Annotated in this window: 15 protein-coding genes and 1 pseudogene; 9 read left to right on the top strand and 7 right to left on the bottom strand. The window is 61.2% G+C overall.

Features of this window, described 5'->3' with window-relative positions; translation table 11 throughout:
• The first annotated feature begins 53 nt into the window (after positions 1-53).
• The 3 genes from BLU24_RS12145 (at position 54) to BLU24_RS12135 (ending at position 4,542) form a co-directional block, all read left to right on the top strand.
• Positions 54-1,658, top strand: a complete 1,605-nt coding sequence (locus tag BLU24_RS12145) for a carboxyl transferase domain-containing protein (RefSeq protein WP_093100502.1) — start codon at positions 54-56, stop codon at positions 1,656-1,658.
• A 119-nt stretch (positions 1,659-1,777) separates the two neighbouring features.
• Positions 1,778-2,593, top strand: coding sequence for a gamma-carboxygeranoyl-CoA hydratase (locus BLU24_RS12140; RefSeq protein WP_093100499.1), 816 nt, complete (start codon positions 1,778-1,780; stop codon positions 2,591-2,593).
• Positions 2,593-4,542 carry an acetyl/propionyl/methylcrotonyl-CoA carboxylase subunit alpha gene (locus BLU24_RS12135; protein WP_093100496.1) on the top strand — a complete coding sequence of 650 codons (1,950 nt, stop codon included), beginning with the start codon at positions 2,593-2,595 and terminating at the stop codon, positions 4,540-4,542. Before BLU24_RS12140 ends, BLU24_RS12135 begins: the two co-directional genes overlap by 1 nt.
• Before the next feature lie 39 nt (positions 4,543-4,581).
• On the opposite strand, the gene BLU24_RS12130 is transcribed toward BLU24_RS12135, so the two are convergent.
• Positions 4,582-5,241, bottom strand: coding sequence for a LexA family protein (locus tag BLU24_RS12130; protein ID WP_090284443.1), 660 nt, complete (start codon positions 5,239-5,241; stop codon positions 4,582-4,584).
• A gap of 131 nt (positions 5,242-5,372) precedes the next feature.
• Between BLU24_RS12130 and BLU24_RS12125 the strand changes: the two genes are divergently transcribed.
• Positions 5,373-5,711 (top strand): DUF6124 family protein, encoded by a 339-nt coding sequence (locus tag BLU24_RS12125; RefSeq protein ID WP_090284444.1) that lies wholly within the window; start codon positions 5,373-5,375, stop codon positions 5,709-5,711.
• Between the two features lie 480 nt (positions 5,712-6,191).
• The gene (locus BLU24_RS12120) at positions 6,192-7,343 is read left to right on the top strand and encodes a M14 family metallopeptidase (protein WP_093100493.1); all 1,152 of its coding nucleotides are present in this window, start codon (positions 6,192-6,194) and stop codon (positions 7,341-7,343) included.
• 58 nt (positions 7,344-7,401) lie between these two features.
• Here the strand turns inward: BLU24_RS12120 and BLU24_RS12115 are convergent, their stop codons facing one another.
• From BLU24_RS12115 to BLU24_RS12095, 5 genes and pseudogenes are all read right to left on the bottom strand, one after another.
• Complete coding sequence (locus BLU24_RS12115) at positions 7,402-7,947, bottom strand: cytochrome b (protein WP_093100491.1); 546 nt, start codon at positions 7,945-7,947, stop codon at positions 7,402-7,404.
• On the bottom strand, positions 7,944-9,050 hold the full coding sequence (locus tag BLU24_RS12110) for a catalase family peroxidase (RefSeq protein WP_093100489.1): 1,107 nt from the start codon (positions 9,048-9,050) through the stop codon (positions 7,944-7,946). The genes BLU24_RS12115 and BLU24_RS12110 overlap by 4 nt, the downstream gene beginning before the upstream one ends.
• A 121-nt stretch (positions 9,051-9,171) precedes the next feature.
• Positions 9,172-9,914, bottom strand: a pseudogene (locus BLU24_RS12105) (enoyl-CoA hydratase-related protein).
• A 72-nt stretch (positions 9,915-9,986) separates the two neighbouring features.
• Positions 9,987-11,321, bottom strand: coding sequence for a hypothetical protein (locus BLU24_RS12100; RefSeq protein WP_093100486.1), 1,335 nt, complete (start codon positions 11,319-11,321; stop codon positions 9,987-9,989).
• Positions 11,318-12,913, bottom strand: coding sequence for an amino acid adenylation domain-containing protein (locus BLU24_RS12095; protein ID WP_093100484.1), 1,596 nt, complete (start codon positions 12,911-12,913; stop codon positions 11,318-11,320). Before BLU24_RS12095 ends, BLU24_RS12100 begins: the two co-directional genes overlap by 4 nt.
• Positions 12,914-13,174: 261 nt before the next feature.
• On the opposite strand from BLU24_RS12095, the gene BLU24_RS12090 reads away from it, so the two are divergent.
• From BLU24_RS12090 to BLU24_RS12075, 4 genes are all read left to right on the top strand, one after another.
• Positions 13,175-13,681 (top strand): sigma-70 family RNA polymerase sigma factor, encoded by a 507-nt coding sequence (locus BLU24_RS12090; protein WP_093100481.1) that lies wholly within the window; start codon positions 13,175-13,177, stop codon positions 13,679-13,681.
• The gene (locus BLU24_RS12085; RefSeq protein WP_093100479.1) at positions 13,678-14,433 is read left to right on the top strand and encodes an anti-sigma factor family protein; all 756 of its coding nucleotides are present in this window, start codon (positions 13,678-13,680) and stop codon (positions 14,431-14,433) included. Before BLU24_RS12090 ends, BLU24_RS12085 begins: the two co-directional genes overlap by 4 nt.
• Before the next feature lie 173 nt (positions 14,434-14,606).
• A complete protein-coding gene (zapE, locus tag BLU24_RS12080; protein ID WP_093100476.1) occupies positions 14,607-15,737 on the top strand; it encodes a cell division protein ZapE in 1,131 nt (376 codons plus the stop codon).
• A gap of 181 nt (positions 15,738-15,918) precedes the next feature.
• Complete coding sequence (locus tag BLU24_RS12075; RefSeq protein ID WP_093100474.1) at positions 15,919-17,232, top strand: leucine-rich repeat-containing protein kinase family protein; 1,314 nt, start codon at positions 15,919-15,921, stop codon at positions 17,230-17,232.
• Positions 17,233-17,345: 113 nt separating this feature from the next.
• Here BLU24_RS12075 and BLU24_RS12070 read toward each other — a convergent pair whose 3' ends face one another.
• A complete protein-coding gene (locus BLU24_RS12070) occupies positions 17,346-18,050 on the bottom strand; it encodes a YebC/PmpR family DNA-binding transcriptional regulator (RefSeq protein WP_093100472.1) in 705 nt (234 codons plus the stop codon).
• Positions 18,051-18,084: the final 34 nt, after the last annotated feature.

Here is an 18,084-nt window from a genome sequence, read left to right as displayed (position 1 = left end):
CAGCTTGCCGCTTGCCGCTTGTAGCTAAAAGCTGCTTACGGAGCAAGCCCCCCATGATTTTGCACACTCAGCTCAATCCGCGTTCAGCCGAGTTCGCCGCCAACAGCGCGGCAATGCTCAAGCAGGTCGACGCCCTGCACACGTTGCTCGCCCAAGTTGCACAGGGCGGCGGCGCCAAAGCCCAGGAACGACACACGTCTCGGGGCAAATTGCTCCCGCGTGAGCGCATCAACCGCTTGCTTGATCCGGGCTCGCCGTTTCTGGAAATCAGCCAGTTGGCCGCTCACGCGGTGTATGGCGAGGACGTGCCGGCGGCGGGCGTAATCGCCGGGATCGGCCGGGTTGAAGGCGTCGAGTGCATGATCGTCGCCAACGATGCCACGGTGAAAGGCGGTTCGTATTACCCGCTGACCGTGAAGAAACACCTGCGCGCACAGACCATCGCCCAGCAGAATCGTCTGCCGTGCATCTACTTGGTGGACTCGGGCGGCGCCAACCTGCCGCGTCAGGATGAAGTGTTTCCTGACCGCGAGCATTTCGGGCGGATCTTCTTCAATCAGGCCAACATGAGCGCGATGGGCATTCCCCAGATTGCCGTGGTCATGGGCTCGTGCACCGCAGGCGGTGCGTACGTGCCGGCGATGGCGGATGAAGCGATCATGGTGCGTAACCAGGCGACGATTTTCCTCGCCGGCCCGCCGCTGGTAAAAGCCGCGACCGGTGAAGTGGTCAGCGCCGAAGACCTTGGCGGTGCCGATGTGCATTGCAAGACCTCCGGCGTGGCTGACCATTATGCCGAGAGCGACGAACACGCCCTCGCCCTCGCCCGCCGCAGCGTCGCCAACCTCAACTGGCGCAAGCTCGGCGAATTGCAGCAGCGCACGCCGATTGCGCCGCTGTACGCCAGCGATGAGTTGTACGGCGTGGTCTCGGCCGATGCCAAGCAGCCGTTCGATGTGCGCGAAGTGATTGCGCGGCTGGTCGACGGTTCGGTGTTCGATGAATTCAAGGCACTGTTTGGCACCACCCTGGTCTGCGGTTTCGCCCATCTGCACGGTTACCCGATTGCGATCCTGGCGAACAACGGCATCCTCTTCGCCGAAGCCGCACAGAAAGGCGCGCACTTCATCGAACTGGCCTGCCAGCGTGGCATTCCGTTGCTGTTTCTGCAGAACATCACCGGTTTCATGGTCGGGCAGAAATACGAGGCCGGCGGCATCGCCAAGCACGGCGCCAAACTGGTAACGGCAGTGGCCTGCGCCAAGGTGCCGAAGTTCACGGTGATCATTGGCGGCAGCTTCGGCGCCGGTAACTACGGCATGTGTGGACGAGCGTACGACCCGCGTTTCCTGTGGATGTGGCCGAACGCGCGCATCGGCGTCATGGGTGCCGAACAAGCCGCCGGTGTGCTGGTGCAGGTCAAGCGCGAGCAGGCTGAACGCAGCGGTCAGGCGTTCACCGCCGAACAGGAAAACGAGATCAAGCAGCCGATTCTCGACCAGTACGAAGAACAGGGTCACCCCTACTATTCCAGCGCACGACTGTGGGACGACGGCGTCATCGACCCGGCGCAGACCCGCGATGTACTGGCCCTGGCCCTTTCCGCGTCGCTGAACGCGCCAATCGAACCGAGCCGCTTCGGCGTGTTCCGGATGTGATGCTTTCTGTAGGAGCGAGCCTGCTCGCGAATAAGGTCTGTCAGGCAGCGAATGCATCGCCTGATACATCGCTTTCGCGAGCAGGCTCACTCCTGAAGAAACCGTGGAGACGGATGAATATGAGCGACTTCAATACCCTTGAACTGCAAAGCGACCCACGCGGTTTCGCCACGCTGTGGCTCGACCGCGCCGAGAAAAACAACGCCTTCAATGCCGAGATGATCCGCGAACTGATCCTCGCTCTGGACAAGGTCGCCAGCGACGCCAGTCTGCGCTTCCTGCTGGTGCGCGGCCGTGGCAAGCACTTCAGCGCCGGCGCCGATCTGGCGTGGATGCAGCAATCGGCCGAGCTCGATTACCACACCAACCTCGACGACGCCCGCGAGCTGGCCGAGCTGATGTACAACCTCGCCAAGCTGAAGATTCCTGCACTGGCGGTGGTGCAAGGTGCCGCGTTCGGTGGCGCGCTGGGGCTGATAAGCTGCTGCGACATGGCGATCGGTGCCGATGACGCTCAGTTCTGTCTGTCGGAAGTGCGTATCGGCCTGGCGCCTGCAGTGATCAGCCCGTTCGTGGTCCAGGCAATCGGCGAACGCGCGGCGCGGCGCTATGCGCTGACGGCCGAACGCTTCGGCGGACAGCGGGCGCGTGAGATCGGTTTGCTGTCCGAAAGTTATCCGCCAGCCGAACTCGAGCAACAAGTCGACCAGTGGATCAACAATCTGCTGCTTAACAGCCCTGCGGCCATGCGCGCCAGCAAGGACTTGCTGCGTGAGGTCGGCCATGGCGCGCTGACCCCGGCGCTGCGCCGCTATACCGAAAATGCCATCGCCCGTATTCGCGTCAGCCCTGAAGGCCAGGAAGGCCTGCGCGCCTTCCTGCAAAAACGTCCGCCGAGCTGGCAAGCCGCAACCACCACCGAGGAGCCGCGTTGATGAGCGCACCCGTTCTCACCACTCTGTTAGTGGCCAACCGTGGCGAAATCGCCTGCCGCGTCATGCGCACCGCCAAGGCCCTGGGCCTGACCACCGTCGCGGTGCACAGCGCCACTGATCGCGAAGCGCGGCACAGCCGTGAAGCGGACATCCGCGTCGATCTGGGCGGCAGCAAAGCGGCCGACAGTTATTTGCAGATCGACAAATTGATCGCGGCGGCCAAGGCCAGCGGCGCTCAAGCGATCCATCCCGGTTATGGATTTCTCTCCGAGAATGCCGGTTTCGCCCGCGCCATCGAAGCGGCCGGCTTGATTTTCCTCGGTCCCCCCGCCTCGGCCATCGACGCCATGGGCAGCAAATCCGCGGCCAAGGCGCTTATGGAAACGGCCGGCGTGCCGTTGGTGCCGGGTTACCACGGCGAAGCGCAGGATCTCGATACCTTCCGCGCGGCCTGCGAGCGCATCGGCTATCCGGTGTTGCTCAAAGCCACCGCCGGGGGTGGCGGCAAAGGCATGAAAGTGGTCGAGGACGTCAGCCAGCTGGCCGAAGCGCTGGCCTCGGCGCAGCGTGAGGCGCAGTCGTCGTTCGGCGACTCACGGATGCTGGTGGAGAAATACCTGCTCAAGCCGCGGCATGTGGAAATCCAGATCTTTGCCGATCAGCTTGGCCATTGCCTGTACCTGAATGAGCGCGATTGCTCGATTCAACGACGTCACCAGAAGGTCGTCGAGGAAGCCCCCGCGCCGGGCCTGTCCACGGAACTGCGGCGGGCGATGGGCGAAGCGGCCGTGCGCTCGGCGCAGGCGATCGGTTATGTCGGCGCGGGGACTGTGGAGTTTTTGCTGGACGCACGCGGCGAATTCTTCTTCATGGAAATGAACACGCGGTTGCAGGTCGAGCATCCGGTGACTGAAGCCATCACCGGTCTGGACCTGGTGGCGTGGCAGATTCGCGTCGCCCGTGGTGAGGCGCTGCCGATCAGTCAGGAGCAGGTGCCGCTCAACGGTCATGCGATTGAAGTTCGCCTGTACGCAGAAGATCCGGCGAATGACTTTCTACCGGCGACCGGACGTTTGGCGCTGTACCGCGAATCCGCTGACGGACCGGGGCGTCGCGTAGACAGCGGCGTCGACGAAGGCGATGAAATCTCGCCGTTCTATGATCCGATGCTCGGCAAGCTGATCGCCTGGGGCGAGGACCGTGAACAGGCCAGATTGCGCTTGTTGAGCATGCTTGACGAATTTGCCATCGGCGGTTTGAAGACCAACATCAACTTCTTGCGGCGGATCATTGCGCATCCTGCATTTGCTGCCGCTGAACTGGATACCGGGTTTATTCCGCGCTATCAGGAGCAACTGCTGCCAGCGGCGCAACCGTTGAGCGATGCGTTCTGGAACGCGGCGGCGCAAGCGCTGGCGCAGAGTCTGCCGCAGCGTACGCGCGTGGATGATCCGGCTTCGCCGTGGTCTCACAACAGCGGTTTACGCACAGGCTTGCCAGGCGAAACAACCCTGCATTTGAGTTGCGAAGGTCAGGATAAAGCGCTGACGTTGAATGACACCGGCAATGCCAGACTGAGCGGCGAAGCACTCATCGTGGAAGAAGCAGGTGTGCGCCGTAGTTTGCGCACCATTCGCCAGGGCGATGCGCTGTATCTGCAATGGGACGGCGAGTTACGACGTATCGAAACGTACGACCCGATCAGCGCCGTCGATGCCAGTCACAGCCATCAGGGCGGTCTGACTGCACCGATGAACGGCAGCATCGTCCGCGTGCTGGTCGAGGCCGGCCAATCGGTTGAGGCTGGGGCGCAATTGGTGGTGCTGGAAGCGATGAAAATGGAGCACAGCGTTCGCGCGCCGCATGCCGGGGTGATCAAAGCGCTGTATTGTCAGGAGGGCGAAATGGTCGGCGAAGGCAGCGCTCTGGTGGAGCTGGAAGCCGTGTAAATGAAGGATCGATCCTGCGCCTGGCGAGGATCGATCTGACTAGTAACGCGCCGTGGCCTGCACCACGACGCCAATGATTCGACACTCATCGGTCAGCAGGGCTTTCGGCCAGGTTGGGTTGAGCGGTACCAGGTACCGCTGGCCGCCCTGTTCGTCGAGTTTGCGGAAAATCGCTTCCGGGCTGTCGGGCCACTGGGCAATCACCAGTTTGCCCGGCACCGCCTCAACCGCCGGATCGACCAGAATCAGCATGCCTTCGGCAATGCTCTGGCCAGTCGGCGCGGTCATCGAATCCCCCGCTACCGTCAACCAGAACGCCGCGCCGCGTGCGTGATAATCGGTGAGTTCGAAGCGCTGTTTAGCGGAGGCCCTGGTGTAGGACGCCGGGTCGCCTTCGCGCACCTCGCACGTCGTCTGCCAATCGCTGACCGGGTAACGGAAGTACGGGTTGTACTTCTGCGCCAGCGGCATCTCATCCTCCGGCGTAACTTGCGGCTCACGAATCACCAGCACCACTTCGAGAAAATCCAGACCCAGCGCCTGCAGCACGCGGTTCATCTCGGTGACACCGGGTTCGCGACGCTTGTTCAGCCAATGACCGATCCCGCCCTGGGACATGCCGACGCGCTCTCCGAGCTCTGTTTGAGTGATTTTGAGTTCACTCATCTTGGCCTTGACCAACTCAATCCATTTATCCATGTGCAGCACCTTACTGTCGACGCCTTCGGCCGGCAAAACACAAATTGTAGTATTTAAATTCTAGTCACAACTACGCACAGTACTATGCTGAGAGGACGGATTCTCAATCGAACAAGGAGTGCCTCGTCATCATGACTATCAGCAGCAAAGACTTGCCCGATCTGCAAATGGACACCACGTTTACTTCGCCTCAGGGCAACGCGGCAGCGCAACGGGCGCTGGACTATTACTTGAAACCGGCTGTGTCAGAACCCGAGGTGGATGAGCGTTTTTTCGACGTCAAACGTCACCTCAGCGGTGAAGAAGCCCTGGTGCATGCTTCGGACCTGTTGCGCTGTGCGGCGGCGACAGCGTTCAAGGCCGCGGAAACCCTGCAGGGCGCGAGCCGCGATCTGGCGTTTTCCGTGGTGCACATGGTGGATATGGCGCGGGCGATGGTCGACCATTCGCTCGATGGCGAAGAAGCCTGAGCACAGCAGACGGAACGAGACAGGAAAGGATTTTCCAATCAGGCGGATAAAAACATTTGACTTGCAAATGATAATGATTATTATTGCAAGCAGCTGGTCGCGAGATCAGTCGATGGACCAGAGACCTTAGGTCGGTCTTCTGGACTATCTCCTCATCAGGCTAATCACGGTTTTTGACCCGGCTTTTTGCCGGGTCTTTTTTTGCCCGTTTTTCGGGCTTATGGCTTCAGGCTAATGAAGTCTTTGGGTGTTGCGCATTCGATGGCGCGGATAATATCAAAAGAATATCGGATGACAAGCGAAGCCCGGCCACATTGGGGCAAACTTTACCAATTAGCACTTGAGAATCACTCGCACACTCTCTAAGCTGCTTGCGCGTCACGGAGGACGCCCCCCGCTGCAGCCCCCGCAATTCCCCTCGGTTTCAAACCAGCCTGCGTGTAAAGTGACGGCCATAAAAATCGTGTTCAGGAATCGATTATGTCCGTGGCCAAATCCTCGTTCGACATCAGCGCCAATTTCGACAGCGGCAACATTCAAGTCATCGATCTCAGCAATCCGCTCAGCCCGGTTCTGGCGATTCGCCCGGATACCCGCAGCGCACATTTTCAATGGTTCCACTTCAAGGCCAGTGGTCTGCATGTCGGCCAGGAACACTGGTTCCGGCTGATCAACGCCAGCCAGTCTTCGTATAACAAAGCCTGGACCGGCTACCAGGCCGTGGCGTCCTACGATCACGTCAACTGGTTCCGCATTCCGACCATTTTCGAAGGCGACTCCCTGCGTTTCGGCCTCGAAGCCACCCAGACCCACGCCTGGTTCGCCTATTTCGAACCGTACAGCCGCGGCCGCCATGACTGGCTGATCGAGCAGGCACTGAGCAAGGCCGGCACGCAACTGCTGGCGACGGGCAAGAGCGTCGAAGGTCGTGACATCCAGTTACTGCGCAAGGGCAGCGGCGACGAAGGCCAGCGCAAGGTCTGGATCATCGCTCAGCAACACCCGGGCGAGCACATGGCCGAGTGGTTCATGGAAGGCGTGATCGAGCGCCTGGAAAGACAAGACGATCCGGTGCTGAACAAACTGCTGGCCAGCGCCGATCTGTACCTGGTGCCAAACATGAACCCGGACGGTGCCTTCCACGGCCATTTGCGCACCAACGCCATGGGCCAGGACTTGAATCGCGCTTGGCAGAACGCCAGCCAGGAGATCAGCCCCGAAGTACTTTTCGTACAGCAGCAAATGGAAAAGTATGGCGTCGATCTGTTCATCGACGTACACGGGGATGAGGAGATCCCCCGCGTGTTCACTGCCGGTTGCGAAGGCAATCCCGGGTTCACGCCGCGCATCGAAAAGCTCGAAGAGCACTTCAACACACACCTCAAGCAAACGACCAGGGATTTCCAGACCCAGTACGGCTACAGCCGCGACGAACCGGGCCAGGCCAACATGACTCTGGCTTGCAACAGTGTCGGGCAGAAATACGACTGCCTGTCGCTGACACTGGAAATGCCGTTCAAGGACCACGATGACCACCCCGACCAAATCACCGGCTGGTCGGGCAAGCGCTCGAAACAATTGGGCAAGGATGTGCTGACCACCATCGCCGACATGGTCGATATCCTGCGCTGATCCCCTGCCCTCGCTGATCGGCAACCGGCGCATCGACTTGATGCGCCGGTTGCGGCGATCAGCCGCGATCGCGACCGCGCAACATGCTGTCGAGCACTTCGTCACGCCGTATCCAGCCATGGAACAACGCTGCCGCCAGATGCACCAGCACCGTCAGAAACAACAGATACGCCAGATAGCCGTGCGCCTTGCGCAGCAGCGCGAACAACTGAGCATCGGCGGGCACAATGGCCGGCAATTGCAACGCCGTACCGAGCATCACCGGCTCGCCCGAGGCGCTGATCATCGCCCAGCCGAGCAACGGCAACACCAGCATCAATCCATACAACAACCAATGCGAAGCCTTGGCCGCCAGCGCTTGCCAGTCCGGCAGATCAGCCGGCAGCGGTGGCTGGCGTGTGCTCCAGCGCACCAGCAGACGGACGATCACCAGCGCCAGAATGGCAATGCCCAGCGGCTTGTGCAGATGGATCAGCCATTCATGCCGCTCGGACACCGAGGTGACCATGCCGGCACCGATAAACAGCATGGCGATGATCATCACGGCCATCAGCCAGTGCAGCAGCCGCGCCAGCAAAACGAAATGGGTCGGTTGGGTGCTCATGGGCGAGCCTCCTGTTTGGCGGCGGGCAACTGGCTGACTTCGCTGGTGCGGCGCAGGTAGGAATCGGCATAGCCGGCCGATCGGGCGGCGAGCAACGGGTCGTCGGAACCTTGAATGCCGGCCGGCAATACCAGCGGGTCGTAGTTGATGTCACGGCACTCGCCGCTCAGTTGCGGTTGGGTTTTCTCCAGCACCAACGTGCCGGCATTCAACACTTTGCGCTCGGCGGGCCAGTTCTTGCTGGCGTCGTTGACCGGATCCTCAGGATTGGCGAGGGTGATATTCAATTGAAAACGCAGTGGCCCGGATGCCAGGCGTTGCACCAGATCCTTTTCAAGGAAATCGCCGCCCTCGGGCGCGGTAGCACCGGCAGCGTCACGCGCAACGGGGGTCATGCTCCAGCGCACCGCCTGTTTCTTGCCGTTACCGTCGACCAGGTAAAACGCGTTGACGCTGTTATAGGTTTCGGTGGCGTAACTGGCCGACGGTCTGGCCGTCTTGATCCAGGTCAGAAAGGGCACTGCTTCCGGGTGCGCGGCGAAGAACGCCGGGACTTTCGTCGGGTCCGGCTTACCGGTGGCCGGGTCCGGCGACTGCGCCTGCTGTAGCTGATAGAACGCCTCTGGCGTGCCCACCGGAAACACCGGCATGCTGTTCATGCCGGTGCGCCACTGTTGGCCGTTGGCCTGGGTGAAACGCAGCGCCAGACTGCGGATCGGCACGCTGCCGTCCGGCGCGTACGGGTTGCCCGAAGGCAGTGCGAAACGTCCGACCACCGGCGTTTGCGCCTCGTTGAACACTTGTGCAGTGGAGAACGCACGCGCCTCGCCACTGCTCTCGAAACGGCCGATCACGCAGACGCCTTTGCCGTGGTTTCGGCGAAAACCGGGATGCACACCGTTGTTCTTTTCCAGCACATCCACCAGCGCTTTTGGCGTCAGCCGTTGTGGGTCCAAGTTGCCATGCACGTAGGCAAACGCCCCGGCCACAGCGGCGACAACCACGGCAATACCGCCCAGGCGCAATATCAGACTTGCAGCACCCAAGGGTGGACGCTGCGCCCTTCCGGGCGGCGTTGTATCAGGTGAGGTGCGGTCAACCATGAAAGACTCCAGAGCCAAAGGCCAGAAGGAAAGGTGCTATGAGACGTATGCCTCGCAGGTTTATTCCTTCAGAACTGTAGTTTCTTTCACCGCACCGTGTAGGACGCTGCGCTTGAGCGATTCAAAGCTGCTCGAAGCGAGGCTCGCGCTTCTCCAGAAAGGCTTGCATCCCCTCTTTCTGCCCGGGCGTGCTGAACAAACCGTGAAACACCCTGCGCTCAAACAACACGCCGTTGCGCAGTCCCGTTTCCAGCGCATGGTTAACCGCTTCGCGGGCAGCCAGCGCCGCCGTTCGCGGAAATCCGGCGATGCGTCGTGCCACGGCCACTGCCTCTTCAAGCAACTGATCGGCGGCCGTCACGCGTGATACCAGTCCTGCCTGCTCGGCCTCCCTCGCGCCCATCGCACGCCCGGTGAGAATCATGTCCATAGCCTTGGCCCTGCCGATGGCCCGCGTCAGCCGTTGAGTGCCACCCATGCCCGGCATGACGCCCAAGGTGATTTCCGGTAAAGCAAATTGTGCGGACTCAGCGGCGATGATTACGTCGCACATCATCGCCAGCTCACAGCCACCGCCGAAGGCGAACCCGGCGACGGCTGCCACTTTTGGCGTTCGAAACCCAGCGAAAGCATCCCATCCGGCGAAGTAATCTTCGGTAATCATGTCCAGGCACGACTTGGTGTAATCTCCTTGATGTCCGCGCCCGCAGCAAAGTACTCGGGGGTACCGGTAATCACGAAACACCCTACGTCAGGATCGGCGTCCAACCCGCGCATTGCGCCCAGCAATTGGTGCATTACCGCCGTACTCAGGGCATTTCGTGCCTGTGGTCGATTCAACCGGATCAATACGACCCGGCCCATTCGTTCGATCAATACACTCATGGTCATCTCATCGCTCGGAAAAAGTCTGTCGGGAAAGTTTTCGCAGCACGGTCAGGAGTCCCAAATGGCGCCGTAGGCAGGAATGCCGCGTGCTTCCATTTCCTCCACGACCTGCTCGGTCAGTTTCTGATTGGAAATGCAAATGACTGCTTCGGCGCCGAACGACTGCACGGCGGCATAAGCGAGTGTCACCAGATCAGGTTTTCCGAGCACATCGGTATCCCAGATCAGCGCGTCAGGCTGGACTTGCAGGATTTCATCGACCAACGCGTCGCCATAGGTTGTCCTCGGGCTGCGCGTGGACCAGATCAGGCGTATGGGCACTTGCCTGGCCAGTAAATGGGGCAACACGGGCCCGATACCACTGCCGGTGGCGATATACACCACTGACTTGAACAGCGTTTCGATGCGTGCAACGCCTGCAGTGCTGATGCCCTTGACCCAGACATGCGTCGGCGCCTGCTCGATAAAGGCACCCGTCCAGTCGCCGGCACGGGAAATGATCAGTCGGAAACCTTCCTCGCCCGGCGCAGGAATATTCGCGAAGGAGTGCCATTCCCACAGCGGGCTGCGACTGATCGCCGTGGCGGAACCGGCGAACGGCGTGTGATGCGCAAAGCGGGCTATCACCGCGTGTGAAGAAGTGCGGACGAGGCTGACAGGCACTTTACGCAACCGCAGCCAAGGCAGCGCAACGCTGAGCGTCACCAGCAGCAGCACCCAGAACGAGACCGTGCGAGGAACAGCGTCGAACAACGCCGCCGTCGGATTCTGCTCGCGGGCAGACACCACTGTGATTACCCAAAACAACGCCAGCGCAGCCCATCCGGCGAAACGGTGAGTTCGCTCGAAGGCATTATGGAATCGCGCGCGTACAGCCGGGATGGCCATGATCGCGACCAGCAACATCAGCCCGAGCAACCCACCATTGAGGCCGAGCAGCGTCATCGAAACATCACCCGGCCCTGCGTACCGTTGCCAGATCATCGAACCGAACAGCAGCGCAAACCAGGCAATCGCCGCCATCGCGCCACCGCTGTGCAGCCCACCGAAGTGATAGACCTTGGCCAGCGAGCGGCGAATAGCCAGCGGCCAACACGTCGGCGCCCGCGTCGCCAGCCAGAACAACAGATTGATGACGTACTGCTGACGAATCAGGATCGCCAGCGAAAGGTTGGCCATCACCAGCCCGGACAGCACCGGCAAATCCACACTGGCAGAAGACCACCATTGGCCGATTTCAAGCCCGTAGCCCAGCACCGCGACGTTGCACGCCAGCACCAGCATCACCAGGCGGTTGTAATGCGAGAACAGCGACAGCGTTCCCAGCCGCCGCCAGAGTGCACGGCGCGGCGGCAAGACAATCTCCGTTTGCATCGCGCTCATGCAGGCACCTGCGACGCTGTGCCAGTCGCTCGCGTCTGGTGCGCGACTGCCCATTCGAGTAGCAAGCGCTTGTCGACTTTGCCACGGGACGTCAGCGGTATCGCATCCACGGCCAGAATCAGCGACGGCACGCAGTAATAGGCAAGTCGGTTTTCACAGCAGGCGCGAGCGGCCTCAACGTCGATGCTGGCGGGATAGACGAATGCCACCAGATGCCGGCTGTCGAGTTTGAGCGTGACCGCGCGTTCGCAGTTCGGCACAGACTCCAGCACCGTCGATACCGAGTCGAGCTCCACCCGAAAACCGCGGACCTTGACCTGATCGTCGACACGCCCAAGGTGTTCCAGCTCACCGTCTTCAGTCCAGCGCCCGAGATCACGCGTGCGGAACATCATGCGCCCCTGACCCAGAAACGGGTCGGGTTGGTAGCGCTCGCCAGTCAGTTGGGGATTGCCCAGGTAGCCTGCCGTCACGCAATCGCCACCCGCCCACATCTCGCCCTGTTCGCCCGGGCCGCAAAGCTGCCCGGCCTCATTGAGCACATACACGGTGTTATTGGGCGTCGGCTTGCCGATCGTCAGCGCTCCCGCCCCCCGATAATGCTGCATCGTATTGACGATGGTGGTTTCGGTCGGTCCGCATGCATTGTAAAACGTGCAAAACGCCGCCCAGCGATCGGCCAATGGCTGCGGGCAAGGCTCACCCGCCAAAGCGACCACTTTCACCCGACTGCAACGAGCAGCATCCAGCGTGGCGAGCATCGAAGGCGTCGCGATCAGCACATCGCACTGTTCGGCGGTCCGCGCGATGTCCTTGCCGCGAATCAACAGCGTTGCGCCATGGGCCAGACACCCGAGTATTTCCCAGGCCGCCATGTCGAACGCGATGTTGAGGATCTGCCCGACTGTCAATCCGGGCCGCATACCGAGATTGCCGGGTGCGGTCAGCAAAATGTTGCACACGTTGCGCTGAGTCACGCGCACGCCGTTGGGCAGGCCGGTCGTGCCTGAGGTAAACAACACAAAACAGACCGGATCCACCAATGAGCCTGCACCCACGACGTTCTGCTCATCCGCTGACGCACTGACAACGCTGATGAACTCGTCCAGATGAATGCAGTGTTGGGCCGGGGTCAGGGGAATCGCTTGTGCCAGTTCGCCAAGGGTCAGGACCACACGCACCTTGGCGACGTCCATGATGTGACGCAATTGCGCAACGGGGGTAATGCCGACATGTTGCGGAATATAGGCGGCGCCGACTTTCAACACCGCCAGCATGCCCACCAGCATCGGAATCGAACGCTCGACAAACAACGCCACGTGGTCGCCAGGCAATACACCTTGCTCAAGCAACACGCCTGCGAGCCGATTGGCCTGGCGATTCAATTCACCATAGCGAATGAACCGCCCCTGATGCTGCGCGGCAATCGCTTCAGGCCGGACACGCGCCTGCTCTTCGATCGCACGATGGATCAATTGCGCATCCGGTTCGATCTTTGGGCCGCAGCCAAATCGCTGCCATGGATCGGTCTCGACCTTTACTGCGCTATCAAATCCCTGTGTTGCTCGGCGAGTGCTTGCGAACGCTTGCATGGAATATCCCTTTAGCTGATGTCAATCCTGTCTGGTCGCGTCCGCTGTGGCCTGGGTTGCAGCCACAGACAGATGCGCGTCTCAAATGGGTTGAGCAGCGAACGGAAAATCCATTACAAGGACGACAAGAAGCGGCGAATTTTCTTACATGCAGAGCGCATGAAACATTTAGTCATAGAGATGGAATAACCTGCGTCACGGAACGTCTTCCCTAGACTCCGCCCTTTGGCTCCGAGCATTGCCTGCAATGAACATCTCGACATGAACGTACTCGATGAACAACTGCGTGAACTGATTCCCCGGTTACGCCGCTTCGCCGTATCGCTGACACGCAACAGCAGCAGCGCCGACGATCTGGTTCAGGCCAGTCTGGAACGGGCTTTGTCGAGTTGGGGTGAAAAACGCGCCGACGGCGACCTGCGCGCCTGGCTGTTTACAATCCTGTACCGGCAGTTTCTCGACGCGCATCGCCGCTCTCGACGCTATGCGCGGATGCTCGAATTTTTTACCGGTCGCGACGACACCGAACCGTCGGTGGAGCGCACAGTGATCGCTCAATCTACCCTGCAAGCCTTCGACCGTTTGCCCACCGAACAGCGCGCGCTGCTGCTGATGGTCTCGGTCGAAGGCCTGTCCTATAAAGAGGTCGCCGAGATTCTCGGCGTCCCGCTCGGCACCGTGATGTCGCGCCTGTCCCGCGCTCGCCAGGCCCTGCGCCAATTGAGCGACGGCGAAATCAGCAGCCCTTCTTTACGGATACTCAAATGATCAGCCTGCCTCCCAACGAGCGTGATCTGCACGCGTACGTCGACCATCAGCTCAGCGACGCCGACCGGCGTGTGCTGGAAACCTGGCTGGCCAGCCACCCGGACGAAGCGGCGCAGGTTCGTGCCTGGCAGCACGACGCTCAGCAACTGCGTGCAGCGCTGAGCGGTGCGTTGCAGCAACCGGCCAATCCGGCGCTTGATCCGGCAGTGATTCGCCAGCGCCGCCAGCGTCAGTCACGGCGCCATCTGGCCAGCGCGGCGATGCTGCTGATCGCCGTCAGCATCGGTGGCTTCAGTGGTTGGCAGGCACGGGAAATGACCCTCGTGCGCGCCTCGGTGCTACCGATGACCGATGCCTTGCAAGCCTATCGCCTGATTGCCCAGCAAGGCCTGCTTCCGGCCGATTACCAGGTCGACAATGACGGCGACATGCAGCGCTGGCTCGATCGTTATTTCACCCAGGCCAGCCGCTTGCCGGATCTGACGGCGGCCGGGTTCGAACCGGTCAGCGGACGTCTGCTGAGCACCGATGAGGGGCCGGCGGCGATGGTGATGTACGAAGATGACAGCGGCCACAAGGTGAGTTTCTACGTGCGCCCGCCGGGACCGAAAAACACCTTTTTGCCGCGTGGCCGACGCAGCGATGGGGATTTGCAGGCCGAGTATTGGTCGGGCGATGGATACAACTATGCGATGGTCAGCCCGACAGATTTGCCGGCAGCGCAACGGCTCAAGCCGTCGCTACCCTTCTGAACGGGATACCGAGTTCCTGTGGGAGCCAGCAGGCTGGCTCCCACAAGTTGTATTTCGACAGCCTGCACTCACTCGGTCACCTCAACGAAAGCGTGGCCGATCAACCCGTCCTCTGGTTACACTGAACCGCCGCGCCTCTGGGCGCCGGTTTGACGAACACGGAGACCCCGCGAGTGCCTGCCCCACCGCCGAAACGATCCCCCCTGCTGGCGCGCTTGCCGGCATTGCGCCGCTGGCTCGGCAAGGGCGTGCCGGCCAGCGCCGGGCATGACGCCAATGCCCAGGTCATCCGGGATCACTTTCGAAAAAAGGCCTGTGAACAGGGTTACACCCTCAGCCACAGCCAGCAGCGCGTCATCGATTGCATGGCGCAACAGGCCAGCCTGTTGTTCGGCGCCAGCGCGCATACGCCACCGAGCCTGTATCTGTTCGGCGCGGTCGGACGCGGCAAGAGCTGGCTGCTCGACGGTTTCTTTCAGGCGCTGTCGATCACCGAGAAACGCCGACTGCATTTCCATCAGTTCTTTGCGCAATTGCACGCGGGCATGTTCCGTCATCGCGATCAGGACGATGCGCTGGAGGTCACGCTCGATGAACTGCTGGAAGACTGTCGGGTGCTGTGTTTCGACGAATTCCATGTGCACGACATTGGCGATGCAATGCTCATCACCCGGCTGTTCAAAGCGCTGTTCAAACGGCGGATTCTGCTGCTGGTGACGTCCAATTATCCGCCTGAAGGCCTGCTGCCCAACCCGCTGTATCACGCGCGTTTCAAACCGGTGATCGAGCTGATCCATGCGCGCATGCACGTCATGGAAGTGGGCGGTCCGCATGATTACCGCAGCCAGCAGCGGCATTTTCAACATCAAGTGTTTACTCACGGAAATTACGCGTGGCCCGGCACGCCCGCGCAACGCGCAGCACTCGATCTACCGCCCACTGACGCGCAGCCCGTTGCGCTGACCGTCGGCACTCGACAGTTTCAGGCGCGGTTCTGCACGGATCGACGCATCGGTTTCACCTTCAACGATCTGTGCGAACAGCCGACCGCCGTCATGGACTATCTGGAACTGTGTCGACGTTTCGATCATTGGGTCATCGAGGATCTGCCCGAACTGGGCGAATGCCCGATCGCCGCGCAACAGCGCTTCATCAACCTGATCGACGTGCTTTACGACCAGGACAAGCATCTGACACTGATCGGGCGACTGCCACTGCGCGAAAGCCTCGAAGGCGACGCCATCGATCTGGCCCGCACCCGCAGCCGCTTGGGGCAATTGCAAGCCATGCACGACCCGCACTGATACACCACCGATCCCCTGTGGGAGCCAGCCTGCTGGCGATGGCGGTGGGACAGGCAGAACATCAGCGACAGAGAGTCAGCTATCGCCAGCAGGCTGGCTCCCACAGGTTTCGTGGTGCTGAATCGCTTTGCCGTTATCATGTCGCCCCGCGCCGCTCCTTTATCGAAAGCGAACACCGACCATGCACACCCTTGCTCAATTGCGCGCCGGCGAACTGTCGGGCATTACTCGTCTGGATCTCTCGTGTGGCCTGACCGAGTTTCCGCGCGAGATTTTTGCTCTGGCCGACACCCTCGAAATCCTCAACCTCAGCGGCAATGCCTTGAGTCGTCTGCCGGATGACTTGCATCGGCTGAGGCGCCTGCGCGTGCTGTTCTGCTCCGACAACCAGTTCACCGAGCTGCCGGCATGTCTCGGCCAGTGCACGGCGCTGACCATGGTCGGGTTCAAGGCCAACCGCATCGCCAGCGTCCCGCCCGCCGCCCTGCCGCCCTTGCTGCGCTGGCTTATTCTCACCGACAACTGCCTCGAGCGTCTGCCGAGCGAACTCGGTGAGCGCCCTGCCCTGCAGAAACTCATGCTCGCCGGCAACCGCTTGCAAGCGCTGCCGCCGTCGCTGAGCCAATGCCATCGGCTGGAACTGATCCGTATCGCCGCCAACCGATTGACCGAGCTGCCGCAGTGGTTGCTGAGCCTGCCGAGCCTGACGTGGCTGGCCTACGCCGGCAACCCGCTGGAAACCGAGGCGGACGCGGCCGCGCTAGAGGCGACGCCGACAATCGACTGGTCGGCGCTGCATCTGCAACAGCAACTGGGTGAAGGCGCCTCAGGGGTGATCTCGCACGCGGACTGGCAACATGACGACGGTTCGCTGACCCCGGTGGCGGTGAAGCTGTACAAGGGCGAGATGACCAGCGACGGCTCCCCGCTGCACGAAATGAATGCCTGCATCACCGCCGGCCAGCACACCAATCTGATCCGCATCGAGGGGCGCATCAGTGGCCACCCTGACGGCCAACAAGGTCTGGTGATGCAGTTGATCGATCCGTCGTTTGCCAACCTCGCCGACCTGCCGAGCCTGGATTCCTGCTCGCGCGATGTCTACGCCGCTGATCGCCGCTTCAGCGCCGAGGTTGCGCTGAACGTCGCCAAAGGCATCGCCTCGGCAGCGCAGCATCTGCATCGCCAAGGCATCACCCATGGCGACCTGTATGGGCACAACATTCTGTTGAATCAGCACGGCGATTGCCTGCTCGGCGATTTTGGTGCGGCGTCGTTTCACGCTATCGAGGACAATCCGCAAACGCGCGCGCTGCAACGCATCGAGGTACGTGCCTTCGGGGTTTTGCTTGGGGAATTGCTCGCGCGCATCGATAGCGGGCTGAGCGATCGGCAGCGGCTGGCGCTCGAGGCGCTGGAGCAGCGTTGCTGTCAGGCGGATGTGCTGGGGCGGCCGGGGTTTGGTGAAGTGATCGAGAGCCTGGAAACACTGTGACCGCTGCGCGGTCAATCGCGAGCAGGCTCACTCCTACAGAGGATTTGTGTGGTTTGCAAATACCCTGTGGGAGCTAGCCCTGCTAGCGATGGGGCCATCACTGACGCCGCAGATCAGCCTGCCAGACCGACGAACATATCCTGCACGTCGTCATGGTTGTCGAGGCCTTCGAGGAACGCTTCGACCTCAGCCATCTGCTCGTCGCTCAGGCCGCTGACCGGGTTTTTCGGCTGGTAGCCGAGCTTGGCCGAGAGCACGGTAAAACCCTGTTCCGGCAGGGCTTTCTGCACCGCATCCAGATCGGTCGGATCGGTCAGGAACAACGTAGCGCCTTCTTCACCCGGTTCGAAATCCTGCGCGCCGGCTTCGATCGCGGCCATTTCCGGATCCGCGTCCGGACTCTCCGGTGCAGCTTCGATCATGCCGACGTGGTTGAACATCCATGCCACCGAACCGGAAGCGCCCAGTTGGCCCTTACGGAAAGCCACACGAATTTCGGCGACGGTGCGGTTGATGTTATCGGTCACGCACTCGACGATCAGCGGCACCTGGTGCGGGGCGAAACCTTCGTAGGTCACGCGATGGTACTGCACCGTCTCACCCAGCAGACCTGCGCCTTTCTTGATCGCGCGGTCGAGGGTTTCTTTAGGCATCGAGGCTTTCTTGGCCTGTTCGACCACCAGACGCAAATGTGCGTTGGTGGCGGTATCGGCACCGTTGCGGGCAGCGATGGTGATTTCCTTCACCAGTTTGCCGAAGATCTTGCCCTTGGCGTTGGCAGCCGCTTCTTTGTGTTTAACCTTCCACTGTGCGCCCATTACTCACTCTCTTTGATCTGTGGCGCCGAGACAT

The sequence above is a fragment of the Pseudomonas sp. Z003-0.4C(8344-21) genome (assembly GCF_900104975.1).
Classification (GTDB): Bacteria; Pseudomonadota; Gammaproteobacteria; order Pseudomonadales; family Pseudomonadaceae; genus Aquipseudomonas; species Aquipseudomonas granadensis.
Note: the sequence above shows the minus strand (reverse complement) of the source record. Positions and strands in the feature narration are given on the sequence as shown.